Below are 16,458 nucleotides of genomic sequence, written 5' to 3'. Positions count from 1 at the left end.
CTCCTGACAACCCCACCCGTATCAGGAGGCATCATGCAGCGCCGCAAGCGTCGCATCGCCACGGCCCTGTCGGCCGTGACCACCTCGCTCCTTCTGTCACTCTCCCTGGCCTCGACGCCCGCTCACGCGGCGAGCCACAACCCGATCGTGTTCGTGCACGGTCTGAGCAGCGACTCCACAAGCTGGGACGACTGGATCGCGGACTTCGAGGCGGACGGCTACTCGTCCTCCGAGCTGTACGCGATCTCTTACGACTGGACGAAGTCGAACGTCACGACCGCGTCGACGCTGTCGACCTACATCAAGTCCGTCCTCGCCAGCACCGGCGCCTCGAAGGTCGACCTGGTGGTCCACTCCATGGGTGCGCTCAACAGCCGCTACTACCTGAAGAACCTCGGCGGGACCTCGTACGTCGACGACTTCGTGTCGGTCGCCGGGGTGAACCACGGGACGAGCATCGCCTCGCTCTGCGGCTGGCTGTACACCTCCTGCAAGGAGATGCAGACCGGGAGTTCGTTCCTCACGGCGCTCAACTCCGGTGACGAGACGCCGGGCAGCGTGTCGTACGCGGCCTACTGGTCGGACTGCGACGCGGCGATCGACCCGGACACCTCGGCCGAGCTGAGCGGCGCGACCAACGTGGACGTCGGGTGCATCTCGCACACCGACATGAACAACGACTACGGCGTCTACGAGCAGGTCCGGGACTTCATCTCCTGATACCCGGCCCTGTTCCTTCCCCGGCGGCAGCGGGGATGGTCAAGGGCGGCAGGGGGGACAATCTCGGTAGAGACCGGTTTCGGTCCGGTCCGGGAGGTCGTCATGCCGCTACGGTCCGCAGGCTCCGGCACAGTCGGCGCTGTGCCGCGGGACGCCGTCCACCACCCGCTGTTCGCCCGTTACTACGCCCGTTTCAGCGTGAGCGCCGAGTCGCGGTTCGGTCTCGCCGGGATGCGGGACCGGCTGCTCGCGGGGCTCTCCGGGCGGGTGATCGAGATCGGGGCCGGGAACGGCCTGAACTTCGCGCACTATCCGAGCGCCGTCTCGGAGATCGTCGCGATCGAACCCGAGCGGACTCTGCGGCAGCTCGCCGTGGAGTCCGCGCTCCGCTCCGAGGTACCCGTCGACGTGGTGCCGGGCGCGGCCGAGAAGCTGCCCGTCAAGAGCGAGGCCTTCGACGCGGTCGTGCTGTCTCTGGTGCTGTGCAGCGTGCGCGACGTGCCGCGGGCGCTCGCGGAGGCGCGGCGGGTGCTGCGGCCCGGTGGAGTCGTGCGGTTCTTCGAGCACGGCCCGGGCGGCGGACCGGCGATGACGTTCACCCAGCGCGCCCTGGACCGCACGCTGTGGCCGCCGCTGAACGGCGGCTGCCATCTGGCCCGCGACCCGGTCGCCGCGCTGCGCGACGCGGGGTTCGAACTCGGGCCGTACCGGCGGGTGTTGATCCCGGAGAAGGGACCGGCGCTGCCCAGCTCGTACTGCGTCCTCGGCACCGCGTGGCGCCCTGACACAGAGGAGTGATCACAGGCTCCACTGGCGCAACTCCTGCGCGATCTCGTCGACCGACGCCTCGCCGCTCTTGACCAACCGGGCCAGATCGCGGACCTGTTCGGGCGAGGTGACGACCTTCAGGCCGCTGGCGACGAGGTAGGCGTACGCGACGGCGGAGGCGAAGAGGGCGTTCGAGCGCTCCAACGCGGGGACGTGGATGAGGAGTTGGAGTAAGGACGCGGCGCGCGCGTACGGGCTGTCGTAGACGGGGACGTCGAATATGTCGGCCTGGTGGCGCGCGACGGCGGCGACGAGCGCGCCCCAGTCGGTGACCTGGGGGTCTCCGGGTGTGTTGTGTTCGGCGAGCATCAGCAGCCAGGCGAGGTCGATCCTGAGATTGCTCAACGGATCAGCGGCGACCTTCGCGGGTGTGCTTCCCGTCGTTGCCGAACTCGTCGGCGAAGACGGACTCGTACTGCTTCATGAAGTCGGCCGCGGCCTCGACGAAGGTGTGGCCGGCCTCCCCGGTGTCCTGTCTGACCAGCTCTTCTATGTAGCGGTTGACGCTCATGCCGCGCGCCAGGGCACGTTCACGGGCCGCGCGGGCGGTGCCCTCGTCCACGCGTACGTTCAGCTGGGTCTTCGCCATACCTAGACGCTAGCGCCGGATTGCTAGCACCGGCAAGGGCTCAGCGGGAGGAGACGGCGGGTGGAGAGTGCCCCTTACACCGGTATCGGGGGCCCGACCTGGGGTGGAGACCGCCTCGGTCGCACGGGGGATATCGGTTGTGCGGCGCGTCACACTAGGCTCGGCCCGGAGTACGGAGTCGGCACGTCCACCAGTGCGGGAGTCCGAGGGGGCTGTCTTGACCACATCTACTGCGGAGCACGCTCCAGGCCAGGCCTCGGCCGGTGGGATCGCGGCCCGCGCCCGCAAGCTGACCAAGGCGTACGGCTCGGGCGAGACGACCGTGCTCGCCCTGGACTCGGTGGACGTGGACATCGCGCGGGGCCGTTTCACCGCGGTCATGGGCCCTTCGGGCTCGGGAAAGTCCACGCTGATGCACTGCCTGGCGGGGCTCGACACCGTCTCGGCCGGGCAGGTGTGGCTCGGCGACACCGAGATCACGGGGCTGAAGGACCGCGAGCTGACGCGGCTGCGCCGGGACCGGATCGGGTTCATGTTCCAGTCGTTCAACCTCATCCCGACCCTGAACGCGGCCGAGAACATCACCCTGCCCATGGATATCGCCGGCCAGAAGCCGGACCAGAAGTGGCTGGACCAGGTCATCGACACCCTCGGACTGCGGGACCGGCTCAAGCACCGGCCGTCCCAGCTCTCCGGGGGCCAGCAGCAGCGCGTGGCCTGCGCACGGGCGCTCGCCTCCCGCCCCGAGCTGATCTTCGCCGACGAACCGACCGGCAACCTCGACTCACGGGCGGGCCTCGAAGTGCTCGGTTTCCTGCGCGACGCCGTGGACGATCTCGGGCAGACCGTCGTCATGGTCACCCACGACCCGGGCGCCGCCGCCCACTCCGACCTGGTGCTCTTCCTCGGGGACGGGCGGATCGTGGACGAGATGGAGCGGCCTACGGCGGAGGGCGTGCTGGAGCGAATGAAGCGGTTCGACCTGACGCGGGCCCCATTCGACACCCCCGAGTCCGACCCTGGTACCAGCCCTGGCCCCGGTTCCTCCGACGACGTGCCCGACGTAACCCTCGACAAGGACTGACCCCGTGCTGAAGGCGACCCTCCGGAGCTTCCTCGCGCACAAGGGACGGCTGCTGCTGTCGGCGCTCGCCGTCGTGCTGTCCGTGGCGTTCGTGGCCGGCAGTCTGATCTTCTCCGACACGGTGACCCGTACCTTCGACCGGCTCTTCGCCTCCACGTCCGCCGATGTGACCGTCGAGCCGAAGCAGGACCTCAAGTCCTCGGTGCCCACCGGCGCGACCGAGACCGTGCCCGCCTCGCTCGCCGGGCAGGTGGCGAAGGTCGCCGGGGTCGCCTCGACCCACGCCGACGTGTCCGTCGAGAACATCGTGGTCGTCGACAGCGACAACAAGTCGGTCGGCCCGACCACCGGCGCGCCCACCATCGCCACCGACTGGTACCTCACCGACCGCAGCCCGGTGAAACTGACCTCGGGCCACGCCCCGCAGGGCGCCGACGAGGCACTCCTGGACGCGGACACCGCCGACAACAAGCACGTGAAGATCGGTGACACGCTGGCGGTCCAGGCGCAGCCGGGCACCTTCCACGTCAAGATCGTCGGCATCGCCACCTTCACCACCACCAACCCGGGTGCCGCGCTGGTCTTCCTCGACCCCGCCACCGCGAAGGACCAGTTGCTCGGCGCGCCCGACCGGGCCACGAGCATCTCGGTGGACGCGGCGAAGGGTGTCGACGACGCCGTGCTCAAGCAGCGGGTGACCGCCGCGATCGGCTCTTCCGGTACCTACGACATCAAGACCGCCTCCGAGCAGGCGAAGTCGGCCGCCGCCGATCTGGGCGGTTTCCTCGACGTGATCAAGTACGTGATGCTGGGATTTGCCGGCATCGCTGTCCTGGTCGGTGTCTTCCTGATCGTCAACACGTTCTCGATGCTGATCGCCCAACGCACCCGCGAACTGGGCCTGTTGCGTGCCCTGGGCGCGGACCGCAAGCAGGTTCGGCGGTCGGTGCTGACGGAGGCACTGCTGCTCGGGCTGGTCGGCTCGACTCTCGGTCTGGCGGCCGGGATCGGGCTCGCGGCCGGGCTGATCAAGTTGATGACCGCGTTCGGGATGAACCTCAAGACCACGGAGATGGTGGTCGGTTGGCCAACTCCGGTGGCCGCGTACGTCGTTGGGGTCGGTGTCACCTTCGTCGCCGCCTATCTCCCGGCCCGGCGCGCGGCGACCGTCTCTCCGATGGCGGCTCTCGCGGACGCGGACGTCGCTGGCGTGGGGCGGCCGTTGAGGATGCGTGCGGTCGTGGGTTCGATCGTCGGGGCGATCGGTGTGGCCGCGCTGGTGGGCTGCGCCGCCGCGACGAGCACGGCCTCGTCCTCCTCCCTCCTGGGCCTCGGCATCGTCCTCACGCTGATCGCGACCGTGATCGCGGGCCCGCTCCTGGTCCGCCCGATGATCAGAGTGCTGGGCGGCGCCTTCCCCGCCCTGTTCGGCTCGGTCGGCCGGATGAGCCAGCGCAACGCCCTGCGCAATCCGCGCCGTACGGGCGCCACCGCGGCGGCGCTGATGGTGGGGCTCGCCCTGGTCGGCGGGATGTCGGTGGCGAGCGCGTCGATGTCCAAGTCCTTCGACCAGCAGATCGACAAGACCCTGGGCGCCGACTTCGTGATCCAGAACGGCAACTTCCTGCCGTTCTCCAAGGAGGTCACGGACCAGGTACGCGCCACCGAGGGCGTCGGTCTCGTCGTACGGGCCCGCTTCGCGCCCCTCGCGGTCCGGCTGCCGGACGGCAGGCGGGTGGAGACGACGGCGGCCGGTTACGACACCCCGCTCGACGACGTCGCCCACATCAAGTACGCGCAGGGCGACACGAGTTCGGCGCTCGCGGCCGGACACCTCGCGATGGAGGCCGACTTCGCGAAGAAGCACGGGGTACGGATCGGCAGTGTGCTCCCCGTCGAGTTCCCGGGCGGCCGCACCACGAAGCTGACGGTGGGCGCCCTGAGCGATCAGGGGTCCTCGGGCGGGTTCGGGACGCAGGGCGGGCTGTTCTTCGGGATCGCCACGGTCGAGAAGTACGTCCCGAACGGCCAGGACTCCTCGCTGTACGTGAACGCCGCGTCCGGTACGGGTGCCGACCAGCTCCGCAAGTCCCTTGAGACGACGCTGAAGCCCTATCCGCAGGTCCAGGTCCGCGACCAGGCCGACTACAAGAAACTCGTCCACGACCAGATCGCCGTACTGCTCTATCTCGTGTACGCGCTGCTCGGCCTTGCCATCGTCATCGCGGTGCTCGGCGTGGTCAACACCCTTGCCCTGTCGGTCGTGGAGCGCACCCGCGAGATCGGCCTGCTCCGCGCGATCGGCCTCGGCCGGCGCCAACTGCGGCGGATGATCCGGCTGGAGTCGGTGGTGATCGCGGTGTTCGGCGCGGTACTCGGACTCGGTCTCGGCCTGGTGTGGGGCGTGTGCGCACAGCAGGTCCTGGCGCTCCAGGGCATGAAGGCGCTCGCGATCCCCTGGACCACGATCGTCGCGGTGGTGATCGGCTCGGCGGTCGTCGGCATCGTGGCGGCACTGCTGCCGGCGTTGCGTGCGTCGCGCATGAACGTGCTGGCGGCGATCGCGCACGAGTGATGGAATCGCGACAGCGACTCACACCAAGTGACGCACAGTCAGGTCACCTGCCTGCGAGGAGAGTTCATGCCGCGCCCGTTCCGCTTCGGAGCCAGCCTGCTCACGTCCTCACCCGCCGACGAGTGGCGGACCAGATGCCGTCGGGTCGAGGAACTCGGCTACGACGTGATCCTGGTCCCCGACCACCTCGGCATGGTCGCGCCGTTCCCGGCACTGGTCGCCGCGGCTGACGCGACCGAGCGGCCACAGGTGGGCACGTTCGTGCTCAACGCGGGCTTCTGGAACCCGACTCTGCTGGCCCGCGAGGTGACGACGACCGCCGACCTGACCGGCGGCCGCCTCGAACTCGGCCTCGGCACCGGGTACATACAGGCGGAGCACGACACGGCCGGTCTGCCCTTCGGTTCGCCGGGCGAGCGCGTCGACCATCTGCGGCGCACCGTCGAGGAGTTGGGGCGGCTGCTGGACGCCGCGAAGTGCCGCGTACCGCTGCTCCTCGGCGGCAACGGCGACCGCATGCTGCGGCTGACCGCCGAGCACGCGGACATCGCGGCGTTCGCGGGGGCGAGCCTCGAACCGGGGAGTACGACGGGCAGGCTGGCGCCGGTCGACGCCGCCGGGTTCGGTCAACGGGTCGCCCGGTACCGGGAGTTCGCGGCCGGCCGCGAGGAAGCGGCCGAACTCAACCTCCTGATCCAGATGGTGGCCGTGACCGACGATCCCGCGAGCGCGCTCCGGCCGCTGCTGGACCGCCGACCGGACCTGTCCCTGTCGCGCGTACTGGACCTGCCCGTCTTCCTGGTCGGCACGCTGGACGAGATCACCGCGAAGCTGCGCGCACTGCGCGACCGGTACGGGTTCTCGTATCTCACCGTGCTGGAGCCGTACATGGAGGCGTTCGCTCCGGTGGCCGAGGAATTGCGCCGAAACCCACTCGCCGCGCCCGCCGCCCCTCTGTTTGGCTCGCCCCATGAGTGATCTTCATATCCGTAGCGCGGCCCTGACCGACATCGACGCCGTGCTGGCGTTCTGGCGCGAGGCCGCCGAGGGCACGAGCATCAGCGACGACCGCGACGGCTTGGTCCGGCTGATCACCAGGGACCCGGACGCGCTGATCCTCGCGGAACGCGGCGGGCGGCTCGTCGGGTCCGTGATCGCCGGTTTCGACGGCTGGCGCTGCCACCTGTACCGGTTGGCCGTACACCCGGAGCAGCGCCGACAGGGCATCGGCTCGGCGCTGCTCACCGCGGCCGAGGAGCGGTTCGTGGCGCTGGGCGGGCGTCGCGGGGACGCGATGGTGCTGGAGCGCAACGAGACCGGCCGGCATGCGTGGCGCGCGGCGGGGTACGCACCCGAGGAACAGTGGCGGCGCTGGGTGAAGCATCTCACCACCTGACCACTTTGCTGATCCTTTACTATTGGCGGACGACTCGTAGTTCCAGAACTCCACGAAAGGTGTGAGCGTCCGCCCATGGGCGAGCCTCCCAGTACGCGACACCGCGCGAACCTCCCTGCCCTGTCCGATCATGGGACGGAGGTGACCCGATGACCGAAGTGCTTCTGCTGCTGGTGGCGATCCTGCTCTCGCTCCTCTGCGGCGCCTTCGTCGCGGCCGAGTTCTCGCTGACCACCGTTCAGCGCGGCGAACTGGAGCGTGCGGTCGAGCGCGGCGAACGGGGCGCCTCCGGTGCCCTGAAGGCCGTACGGAATCTGACGTTCCAGCTCTCCGGGGCGCAGCTCGGCATCACCGTCACCAATCTGGTCGTCGGCATGCTCTCCGAGCCGTCGATCGCCGCGCTGATCGCGGGCCCCCTGGAATCCCTGGGCATCTCGCACTCGGCGTCGAAGTCCGTCGCGCTGGTGCTGGGTACGGCGCTGTCGACGGTGTTCCTGATGGTCGTCGGCGAGCTGGTGCCGAAGAACTGGGCGATCTCGTCGCCGCTCAGCGTGGCGAAGCGGGTGGGGAACGCGCAGCGGTGGTTCAGCGCCGCGTTCCGCCCGTTCATCAGCCATCTGAACAACACGGCCAACCATGTTGTGCGGGCCTTCGGCCTGGAGCCGGCCGAGGAGCTGGCCTCCGCGCGCGGGCCGCAGGAGCTGGCCGCGCTGGCCCGGCACTCCGCCAGGGAGGGCGCCCTGGAGCCGGACACCGCCGAGCTGTTCGTACGGACGCTCAACCTCGCCGATCTCACCGCGGAGAACGTGATGACGCCCCGCGTCCAGGTCGTCGCCCTCGACGCCCAGGCGACCTGCGAGGACGTGGCGAACGCGACGCGGGCGACCGGGCTGTCCCGGTTCCCGGTCTTCCGGGGCAACCTGGACGAGGTCGTAGGCACGGTGCACATCAAGGACGTGTTGGCGGTTCCGGCGGACCGCCGCACCCGCTTCCCCCTCTCCGAGGTCATGCGCGAACCCCTCCTCGTCCCGGAGTCCCTGACCGTGGACCGCCTCCTGGACCGGCTGTCCGGCAAGCGCACGATGGCCGTCGTCATCGACGAGTACGGCGGTACGGCCGGGGTCGCGACCCTGGAGGACATCGTCGAGGAGGTCGTAGGCGAGGTGCGGGACGAGCACGACCCGCACGAGACGCCCGACCTCGCCCCGGCCGGGGCGGACGACGACGGCCGCACGCTGTACTCGGCGGACGGTGCCGCCCGGATGGACCAGCTCGCGCGCGTGGGGCTGCGGGCGCCGGAGGGGCCGTACGAGACGTTGGCCGGTCTGGCGGCCAATGAGCTGGGGCGGATTCCGGAGGCCGGTGACGTCGTCGAGGTCGCCGGGTGGCGGATCGACGTGGTGGACGCGTCCGGGCGTCGGGCCGCGCGGCTGCTGCTGCACGCGCCGCGCGACGACGGTTCCGGATCCGGTTCCGGAACCGGATCCGACTCCGACTCCGCGAAGGGGGAGCTGTGACCGCCGTACAACTGCTGATCGGGTTGGCGACGCTGGTCGTCAACGCCTTCTTCGTGGCCGCCGAGTTCGCGCTGATCTCGGTGCGCCGCAGCCAGATCGAGCCGTACGCCGAGGACGGCGACCGGCGGGCCAAGAGCGTGCTGTGGGGGTTGCAGCACGTGTCGGCTCTGATGGCCGCGGCCCAACTCGGCATCACGCTCTGCACCTTGGTGCTCGGCATCGTCGCGGAACCGGCGATCGCCCATCTGCTGGAACCGGTGTTCCACGCGGTCGGCGTACCGGAGGGCGCGGGGCACGCGGTGTCCTTCGTGATCGCGCTCGCCGCGGCGACCTATCTGCACATGCTGCTCGGCGAGATGGTGCCGAAGAACATCGCCTTGGCCGAGCCGATCCGCAGCGCGCTGGTCCTCGGACCGCCGCTGGTGACGTTGTCCCGGGCGCTGCGTCCGGTGATCTTCACGATCAACGCGTTCGCCAACACGCTGCTCAAGCTGCTGCGGGTCGAGGTCAAGGACGAGGTGACGGCGTCCTTCTCGGACGCCGAACTCGCCCGGATCGTACGGGACTCCGGCGAGGCGGGGCTCATCGACGAACGGGCCCTGGAGCGGCTGAACGACGCGCTGGAGCTGGGTAGGCGGCCCGTGCGGGACGTCGTGCTCCCCCTCGAACGCGTCGACTACGTGGTCGCGGGCATCACTCCGGCCGAGCTGGAGGTGCTGTCGGCCGAGTCCGGCTTCTCCCGCTTCCCCGTGGTGGACGGCGAGCGCCGCATCATCGGCTACCTGCACGTCAAGGACGCGCTCGACGCCTCGCCGCGCAACGAGCCGTTCAAGATCGAGGACATGCGCTCCATCGCCGACGTGAAGGAGAGCACCCCGCTGGACGACGTCCTCACCGCGATGCGCAGCAGCCGGACGCACCTCGCGGCGGTCCTCGACGAGGAGGGGCGGCTGACGGGTCTTGTGACCATGGAGGACGTGCTGCGGGAGCTGTTCGGGCAGCGGGCGTGAGGGAGTGAGAGGGCAGTCGGTCCGGGGTCCGGGGTGGTCGGTGCGCGACGGGTAGGCGGCAGGCCGTGAGCCCCGCGCGGGAGGCGTCGGAGCCTGGCCGGTGACTCGGGGCTCGTTCCCCCGGCCGGTGGCAGGCCACGGGCTCGGCGAGTGGCTTTGCGGGCCCTCGTCCGGCAGCGGGTCAACGCCCGGCGGGCCGCCGACGCACTGCACGGCCGGTCATCGGTCATGGCGGAGGCCGACCTACCGGTGGGTATGGACGCGGGATATCATCTTCGTCGCCATGCAGACGAACCCCACACACACCAGCCTGGTCGCGATCGGCGACTCCTTCACCGAGGGCATGTCGGACCGGCTCCCGGACGGCACCTACCGGGGCTGGGCCGACCTCCTCGCCGGCCGGATGGCCGCCCGGGCGCCCGGCTTCCGGTACGCCAACCTCGCCGTGCGCGGCAAGCTGATCGCGCAGATCGTCGACGAGCAGGTCGGCCCGGCGGCCGCCATGCAGCCCGATGTGATCACGCTGGTCGGCGGCCTGAACGACACCCTGCGCCCCAAGTGCGACATGGGCCGGGTGCGCGCCCTGCTGGAGGAGGCCGTCGAACGGCTCACTCCCGCCTGCAAGCAGCTGGTGCTGATGCGCAGCCCCGGCCGCGAGGGCCCGGTCCAGCAGCGATTCCGGCCGCGCATGGAGGAACTCTTCGCCTGCGTCGACGACCTCGCCGAACGGCACGGCGCCTTGGTCGTCGACCTGTACGGCGCCCCCTCGCTCGCCGACCAGCGCGCCTGGGACGTCGACCGGCTCCATCTCACGGCCGAGGGCCACCGCCGCGTCGCCGAGGCGGTGTGGCAGACCCTCGGCTACGAGGCCGAGGACCCGGAGTGGCGCACCCCGATGCCCCCGACCGCGCCCCCGAACTGGACCGCCCGCCGCGTCGAGGACGCCCGCTTCACCCGCCAGTACCTCCTCCCCTGGATCGGCCGCCGCCTCACGGGCCGCTCCTCGGGGGACGGCCTCTCCCCCAAGCGCCCTGACCTGCTCCCCTACGAGGGCCCGGCGGCGTAACTCCCCATGACCACACGGGTGATCAACATCAGGGGCCACATCCACGAGTACGGCCGCCGCCTGGAACTCGCCCCCGGTGAAGTCATCTACGTAGGTCGCCGCTGGACCCTGGGCGGCTGGGACCTCCCCCGCCACCCGCTCTACAACCCCTTCGCCTACGACACCCCCACGCGCCGCCGGGACGGCACGCGCGCGGAGGTGATGGCGAAGTACCGGGCGTATCTGCTGGAGCGGCCGTATCTGCTGGAGCTGATTCCGGCGTTGCGCGGACGGGTGCTGGCTTGCTGGTGCGCGCCGTTGGTCTGTCATGCGGGGGTGTTGGCGGAGCTTGCCGACGGTAGGGATCCGAGCCCGTGACGTGAGTCCCGCGGCCGAACACGTCAGACCGTGACGTGGGTCTCGTAGCTTCCGCCGAACCGAACCCTGGCGCTGGCCTGCACGAACCGCCAGTAGAATCTGTCCACGTGACTCCCGCTCCCGCCAAGCCCCGCATCCCGAACGTCCTCGCCGGACGTTACGCCTCCGCCGAGCTCGCCACGCTCTGGTCTCCCGAGCAGAAGGTGAAGCTGGAGCGGCAGCTCTGGCTCGCTGTGTTGCGGGCCCAGAAGGACCTCGGGATCGAGGTGCCGGACACGGCGATCGCGGACTACGAGCGGGTGCTCGACCAGGTCGACCTGGCCTCGATCGCCGAGCGCGAGAAGGTCACGCGGCATGACGTGAAGGCGCGGATCGAGGAGTTCAACGATCTCGCCGGGCACGAGCAGGTGCACAAGGGCATGACGTCCCGGGACCTGACGGAGAACGTCGAGCAGTTGCAGATCCGGCTCTCGCTGGAGCTGATGCGCGACCGTACGGTGGCCGTTCTGGCGCGTCTCGGCAAGCTGGCCGGTGAGTACGGCGAGCTGGTCATGGCCGGTCGCTCGCACAACGTGGCCGCGCAGGCGACCACCCTCGGCAAGCGTTTCGCGACCGCCGCCGACGAACTGCTCGTGGCGTACGGCCGGGTGGAGGAGCTGCTCGGTCGTTACCCGCTGCGTGGCATCAAGGGGCCGGTGGGCACGGCGCAGGACATGCTGGACCTGCTCGGCGGCGACGCGGCGAAGCTCGCGGAGCTGGAGCAGCGGATCGCCACCCACCTGGGCTTCTCGCAGGCGTTCACCTCGGTCGGCCAGGTGTACCCGCGCTCGCTGGACTACGAGGTCGTGACCGCGCTGGTGCAGGTCGCGGCGGCGCCTTCGTCGCTGGCGAAGACGATCCGGCTGATGGCGGGGCACGAGCTGGTCACCGAGGGCTTCAAGCCCGGCCAGGTCGGTTCGTCCGCGATGCCGCACAAGATGAACACCCGCTCCTGCGAGCGCGTCAACGGCCTCATGGTCATCCTGCGCGGCTACGCCTCGATGACCGGCGAGCTGGCGGGCGACCAGTGGAACGAGGGCGATGTCTCGTGCTCGGTGGTGCGCCGGGTGGCCCTCCCCGACGCGTTCTTCGCGCTCGACGGGCTGCTGGAGACTTTCCTGACCGTGCTCGACGAGTTCGGCGCGTTCCCGGCGGTCGTCGCGCGTGAGCTGGACCGCTATCTGCCGTTCCTCGCGACGACCAAGGTGCTGATGGCCGCGGTCCGCGCGGGTGTCGGCCGCGAGGTCGCGCACGAGGCCATCAAGGAGAACGCCGTCGCCTCCGCGCTGGCGATGCGCGAGCAGGGCGCCGAGCGGAACGAGCTGCTGGACAAACTCGCCGCCGACGAGCGCATCCCGCTCGACCGCGCCCAGTTGGACGCGCTGATGGCCGACAAGCTGTCCTTCACGGGTGCCGCGGCCGACCAGGTCGCCGTCGTCGTCGCCCGTGTCGAGGAGCTCGCGAAGCAGCACCCGGAGGCCGCGGGTTACACCCCGGGGGCGATCCTCTGACCCGCTTCACCCAGGCCGAGCTGGAGGCCGCCCGCGACCGTCTCGTACCGGACGTCGTCGCGGACGGCCTCGCCGTGCTGTTCTGCGGTATCAACCCCGGTCTGATGACGGCGGCCACGGGCCACCACTTCGCCCGTCCCGGCAACCGCTTCTGGCCCGTGCTGCATCTGTCCGGCTTCACCCCGAGGCTCATGAAGCCCGCGGAGCAGGGCGAGTTGCTGTCCTACGGGCTCGGCATCACGAACGTGGTGGCACGGGCGACAGCCCGGGCCGACGAGCTGAGCCCTGAGGAGTACCGCGAGGGCGGACAGCTCCTCGCGTCGAAGCTGACGGGCTGGAAACCGCGTTGGCTGGCTGTGCTCGGGGTCACGGCATACCGGGCCGCGTTCGACGACAAGAAGGCCCAAGTGGGACCGCAGGAGCGGACGTTCGGGGACACGCGTGTGTGGGTGCTGCCCAATCCGAGCGGGCTGAACGCGCATTGGACGGCGGCGACGATGGCCGAGGAGTTCGGGCGGCTGCGGGTCGCCGCGCAGGACTAGACCCTCACGGTGGGTCCATCTCCGTTTTGACGGCCAGGAGTTGGAACGGGAGTTCCTTGTCCCACTGGGACACGCCGAGGGCGATCCACCGGCCGGCCTGCGGCGACTCGTCTGTAACGCGGCGATGTGACAGCCGGGTCCTCCCATGCCCAGGTCCGTCCTGCCGTGCTCCGCGGGGAAGTCCCGGGTGCACAGCAGGTCGATCGTCGTCAGCGAGTGCGTGATGTTCATGCCTCCAGTGAACCGGCTCCCACTGACAATGGGCGGGGCGTCAGGCTCCGCACGGGGGCAAACGTTCCGGCACTCCCGAGGTCAGGCGTCCCGGCGCCGGACGCTCCACGCTCCCGCCGCCAACGCCGCCGTTGCCCACAGCGCCGTCACCCCGAGTCCGGTCCACGGCCCCATCGCCCCGGCCCAGGTCGCGTGGAGCGCCACCTGACCGGCCCGGTCGGGCAGGAGGTCCGCGATGTCGCTCGACGCGTCGCCGACCACGAAGGACACGATGAGCAGGAACGGGATGACGATGCTCAGCGTCGCCACTCCACTGCGCAGCACCGCCGTGAGACCGGCCGCGAGCAGCGCCATCAGCGTGAGATAGACGGCGCAACCGAGCACACCGCGCACCTGTTCCGACCAGCCGAGCCCGTCGGCCTCGGAGCCCAGCACCGCCTTGCCGACCACCAGCGTCACCACGCCGGTGACCAGGCCGACGGCGAACACGGGCACGGCGATCGCCGTCGCCTTGGCCGCGAACCAGCGTCCCCGGTGCGGCACCGCGGCCAGCGACATCCGTAGCGCTCCGCCCTGGAACTCGGAGGACACGGCGGTCGTGCCGAAGGCGATCGCCGCGATCTGGCCGAAGGTCACGCCGAAGAAGACCGCGAACAGCGGGTCGAAGTCGTCGCCTCCGGTGTCGGACGAGGCGAGCGCGGAGAAGAGCACGGTCACCGCGAGGATCATGGCGAGGGCCGCGACCTGGGAGCGCAGGGTTCGGATCTTGATCCACTCGGAGTGGAACACGGGCGTGAATGTCATGGTCAGGCCTCCTGGTGCGGTGCGGTGAACTCGGTCTCGGTGGCGGTCAGATCGAGGTAGGCCTGTTCCAACGTGCCCTCCGTGGAGGTCAGTTCGAGGATCGGTACGCCCGCCGCGGACAACAGGGTGCCGATCTCGTCCACGCGTGCGTGCGCCACGGTCCAGTGCCCGTCCTCCTGTTCCACGGCGTCGAGACCGTGCCCGGCGAGTGTGCTCTTGAGGGCGCCGGCGTCCGTCGTACGGATGCGTACGTGAGGTTGCACGCGCGCGTCGATGAAGTCCCGCATCGGGGTGTCGGCCAGGAGGCGGCCGCGACCGAGGACCACGAGGTGGTCGGCGAAGGAGGCGGTCTCGTTCATCAGATGGCTGGAGACCAGGACCGTACGACCCTCCGCCGCGAGCCGGCGCAGCAACTCCCGGATCCAGACGATGCCTTCGGGGTCGAGGCCGTTCGACGGCTCATCCAGCAGGACGACCTCGGGATCGCCCAGGAGGGCACCGGCGATGCCCAGTCGTTGGCGCATGCCCAGGGAGTACGTCTTGACCCGGTGCCGCGCGACCGACGCGAGCCCCGTCTCCGCCAGCACCGCGTCGACCCGGGCGGCCGGGATGCGGTTGCTCGCCGCCAGGGCGCGCAGATGGTCGCGGGCGGTCCGGGAGCCGTGCGCGGCCTGGGCGTCGAGCAGGGCGCCCACGTGGCGCAGCGGCTCGGTGAGCGCGGCGTAGGGGCGGCCTCCGATGGTGGCGGTTCCGGAGGTGGGGCGGTCGAGGCCGAGGACGAGGCGCATGGTGGTGGACTTTCCGGCGCCGTTGGGGCCGAGGAAGCCGGTGACCTTGCCGGGGCGGACGTCGAAGGTGACGTGGTCCACGGCCCGCCGGGTGCCGTACTCCTTGGTGAGGTCTCGTACGTCGATGCTGGTCATGGCCAACAGCCTGGCCGGTCAAGGGGGTTGGGGCCTCCCCCGCCGGTGGAGATCGTCTCCCCCGCCCGGGGGAGGCCGATTGTCGGTGCCGGGTGTCACGATGTCGGAATGGCCCGCTTCCTGCGCCCGCTGCTCCGGGGGACGACGTACACGCGTCTGCTGCACCTCTGGGTGCCGATGCTCATCGTGAGTGTCTGGTTGTTCATCGACATGTCGACGCCCTATGTGCCCGCGCTCATGCTCCTCCCGGTCGGCCTGATCCCGGCTGTGCGCATGGGTGAGGGGGTGCAGGCACGGCTGCTGCTGACGCCGGGCGAACAGGACTCGGGGATCTCCGTTGCACCGGCGGCGACCTGGCGGGACCGAGGCCGGACCGTGCTGTGGCTGGAGACACGGATGGCGCTGAGCGTGCTGGCTTCGTTCAGCACCATCTGGGGGCCGCTCCTGTCCGTCACTCTCGTCGGGCTGGCGATCGGCAAAGTACCGGACGGCGTCCCCGTACTGAGCAACGCTCAACCACACTGGGGATACGCCCTCCTGGCGCTGCTTCCCCTGATCGCGACGTACGCCGCAGTCGTCGGCCTCGGCGAATTGGCCACGCTGCTCGCCCGGAAGTTGCTCGGCCCCTCGCGCGCGGAGCAACTCGCCGCCCTGGAGGAGCGCACCGAGCAGCTGCTGGAACGCACACGCATCGCGCGGGAGTTGCACGACTCCATCGGTCACGCGCTCACGGTCGCGGTGGTGCAGGCGGGTGCCGCCCGCGCGGCAGGCAACCCGGAGTTCACCGAGCGGGCGCTGGGTGCCATCGAGGAGACCGGCCGGGCCGCGTTGGAGGACCTGGAGCGGGTGTTGGGCGTACTGCGGGAGGCGGAGCGGCCGGTGAGCAGTCGGCCGACGCTGGTGGACGCGGACCGGCTGCTGGATTCGGCGCGGGCCTCCGGGGCGAAGGTCGACGCGGAGGTGACCGGACCGTTGGAGACGGTGCCGGGGCCGGTCTCCCGGGAGGGCTACCGGATCCTGCAGGAGGCGCTGACCAATGTGCTGCGGCACGCGGGGTCCGTCCCGGTGCGGGTCCGTATCGGGGTCGCCGACGGCACTCTCGATCTGGAGGTCCGCAATCCGCTGACGGCGGCGATACCGGGCCCGGGCCGCGGCAGTGGCCTGCGGGGCATACGCGAGCGTGCAGCGCTGCTCGGGGGCCGGGCGCACACCGGGCCCGACGAGGGTGACTGGCAGGTGCACGCGGAGCTGCCGCTGGGCTGATCT

At 70.4% G+C, this 16,458-nt stretch carries 17 protein-coding genes; 13 read left to right on the top strand and 4 right to left on the bottom strand.

What is annotated here, in order from left to right; all coding sequences use genetic code 11:
• Window positions 1-33: 33 nt before the first annotated feature.
• On the top strand, window positions 34-720 hold the full coding sequence (locus OG194_RS40445; protein WP_327405684.1) for an esterase/lipase family protein: 687 nt from the start codon (window positions 34-36) through the stop codon (window positions 718-720).
• Between the two features lie 102 nt (window positions 721-822).
• Window positions 823-1,518, top strand: coding sequence for a class I SAM-dependent methyltransferase (locus tag OG194_RS40440; RefSeq protein WP_327405683.1), 696 nt, complete (start codon window positions 823-825; stop codon window positions 1,516-1,518).
• Here the strand turns inward: OG194_RS40440 and OG194_RS40435 are convergent, their stop codons facing one another.
• Complete coding sequence (locus OG194_RS40435) at window positions 1,519-1,893, bottom strand: fic family toxin-antitoxin system, toxin component (protein ID WP_327405682.1); 375 nt, start codon at window positions 1,891-1,893, stop codon at window positions 1,519-1,521. It abuts the gene before it with no gap.
• 4 nt (window positions 1,894-1,897) lie between these two features.
• Window positions 1,898-2,137 (bottom strand): toxin-antitoxin system HicB family antitoxin, encoded by a 240-nt coding sequence (locus OG194_RS40430; protein ID WP_327405681.1) that lies wholly within the window; start codon window positions 2,135-2,137, stop codon window positions 1,898-1,900.
• A gap of 217 nt (window positions 2,138-2,354) precedes the next feature.
• Between OG194_RS40430 and OG194_RS40425 the strand changes: the two genes are divergently transcribed.
• From OG194_RS40425 to mug, 10 genes are all read left to right on the top strand, one after another.
• Complete coding sequence (locus tag OG194_RS40425) at window positions 2,355-3,221, top strand: ABC transporter ATP-binding protein (RefSeq protein ID WP_327405680.1); 867 nt, start codon at window positions 2,355-2,357, stop codon at window positions 3,219-3,221.
• Between the two features lie 4 nt (window positions 3,222-3,225).
• Window positions 3,226-5,796, top strand: a complete 2,571-nt coding sequence (locus OG194_RS40420) for an ABC transporter permease (RefSeq protein ID WP_327405679.1) — start codon at window positions 3,226-3,228, stop codon at window positions 5,794-5,796.
• Between the two features lie 66 nt (window positions 5,797-5,862).
• The gene (locus OG194_RS40415; protein ID WP_327405678.1) at window positions 5,863-6,774 is read left to right on the top strand and encodes an LLM class F420-dependent oxidoreductase; all 912 of its coding nucleotides are present in this window, start codon (window positions 5,863-5,865) and stop codon (window positions 6,772-6,774) included.
• Window positions 6,767-7,192: a GNAT family N-acetyltransferase gene (locus OG194_RS40410; RefSeq protein ID WP_327405677.1), complete on the top strand. Its 426-nt coding sequence runs from the start codon at window positions 6,767-6,769 to the stop codon at window positions 7,190-7,192. Before OG194_RS40415 ends, OG194_RS40410 begins: the two co-directional genes overlap by 8 nt.
• Window positions 7,193-7,341: 149 nt before the next feature.
• Window positions 7,342-8,709 (top strand): hemolysin family protein, encoded by a 1,368-nt coding sequence (locus OG194_RS40405; RefSeq protein ID WP_327405676.1) that lies wholly within the window; start codon window positions 7,342-7,344, stop codon window positions 8,707-8,709.
• Complete coding sequence (locus tag OG194_RS40400) at window positions 8,706-9,719, top strand: hemolysin family protein (protein ID WP_327405675.1); 1,014 nt, start codon at window positions 8,706-8,708, stop codon at window positions 9,717-9,719. Before OG194_RS40405 ends, OG194_RS40400 begins: the two co-directional genes overlap by 4 nt.
• A 283-nt stretch (window positions 9,720-10,002) precedes the next feature.
• Window positions 10,003-10,785: an SGNH/GDSL hydrolase family protein gene (locus tag OG194_RS40395; RefSeq protein ID WP_327405674.1), complete on the top strand. Its 783-nt coding sequence runs from the start codon at window positions 10,003-10,005 to the stop codon at window positions 10,783-10,785.
• A gap of 6 nt (window positions 10,786-10,791) precedes the next feature.
• Window positions 10,792-11,142, top strand: a complete 351-nt coding sequence (locus OG194_RS40390; protein WP_327405673.1) for a DUF4326 domain-containing protein — start codon at window positions 10,792-10,794, stop codon at window positions 11,140-11,142.
• A 107-nt stretch (window positions 11,143-11,249) separates the two neighbouring features.
• A complete protein-coding gene (gene purB / locus OG194_RS40385) occupies window positions 11,250-12,692 on the top strand; it encodes an adenylosuccinate lyase (RefSeq protein ID WP_327405672.1) in 1,443 nt (480 codons plus the stop codon).
• A complete protein-coding gene (gene mug, locus OG194_RS40380; protein WP_327407364.1) occupies window positions 12,689-13,234 on the top strand; it encodes a G/U mismatch-specific DNA glycosylase in 546 nt (181 codons plus the stop codon). The genes purB and mug overlap by 4 nt, the downstream gene beginning before the upstream one ends.
• 312 nt (window positions 13,235-13,546) lie before the next feature.
• Here the strand turns inward: mug and OG194_RS40370 are convergent, their stop codons facing one another.
• Both OG194_RS40370 and OG194_RS40365 read right to left on the bottom strand, forming a co-directional pair.
• A complete protein-coding gene (locus OG194_RS40370; protein ID WP_327405671.1) occupies window positions 13,547-14,269 on the bottom strand; it encodes an ABC transporter permease in 723 nt (240 codons plus the stop codon).
• A gap of 2 nt (window positions 14,270-14,271) precedes the next feature.
• Window positions 14,272-15,192, bottom strand: coding sequence for an ABC transporter ATP-binding protein (locus OG194_RS40365; protein ID WP_327405670.1), 921 nt, complete (start codon window positions 15,190-15,192; stop codon window positions 14,272-14,274).
• Between the two features lie 108 nt (window positions 15,193-15,300).
• Between OG194_RS40365 and OG194_RS40360 the strand changes: the two genes are divergently transcribed.
• Window positions 15,301-16,455: a sensor histidine kinase gene (locus OG194_RS40360; RefSeq protein ID WP_327405669.1), complete on the top strand. Its 1,155-nt coding sequence runs from the start codon at window positions 15,301-15,303 to the stop codon at window positions 16,453-16,455.
• The last annotated feature ends 3 nt before the right edge of the window (window positions 16,456-16,458 follow it).

It is taken from the genome of Streptomyces sp. NBC_01288 (assembly GCF_035982055.1).
Taxonomy (GTDB): domain Bacteria; phylum Actinomycetota; class Actinomycetes; order Streptomycetales; family Streptomycetaceae; genus Streptomyces.
This window is presented reverse-complemented; position numbering and strand designations above follow the sequence as displayed.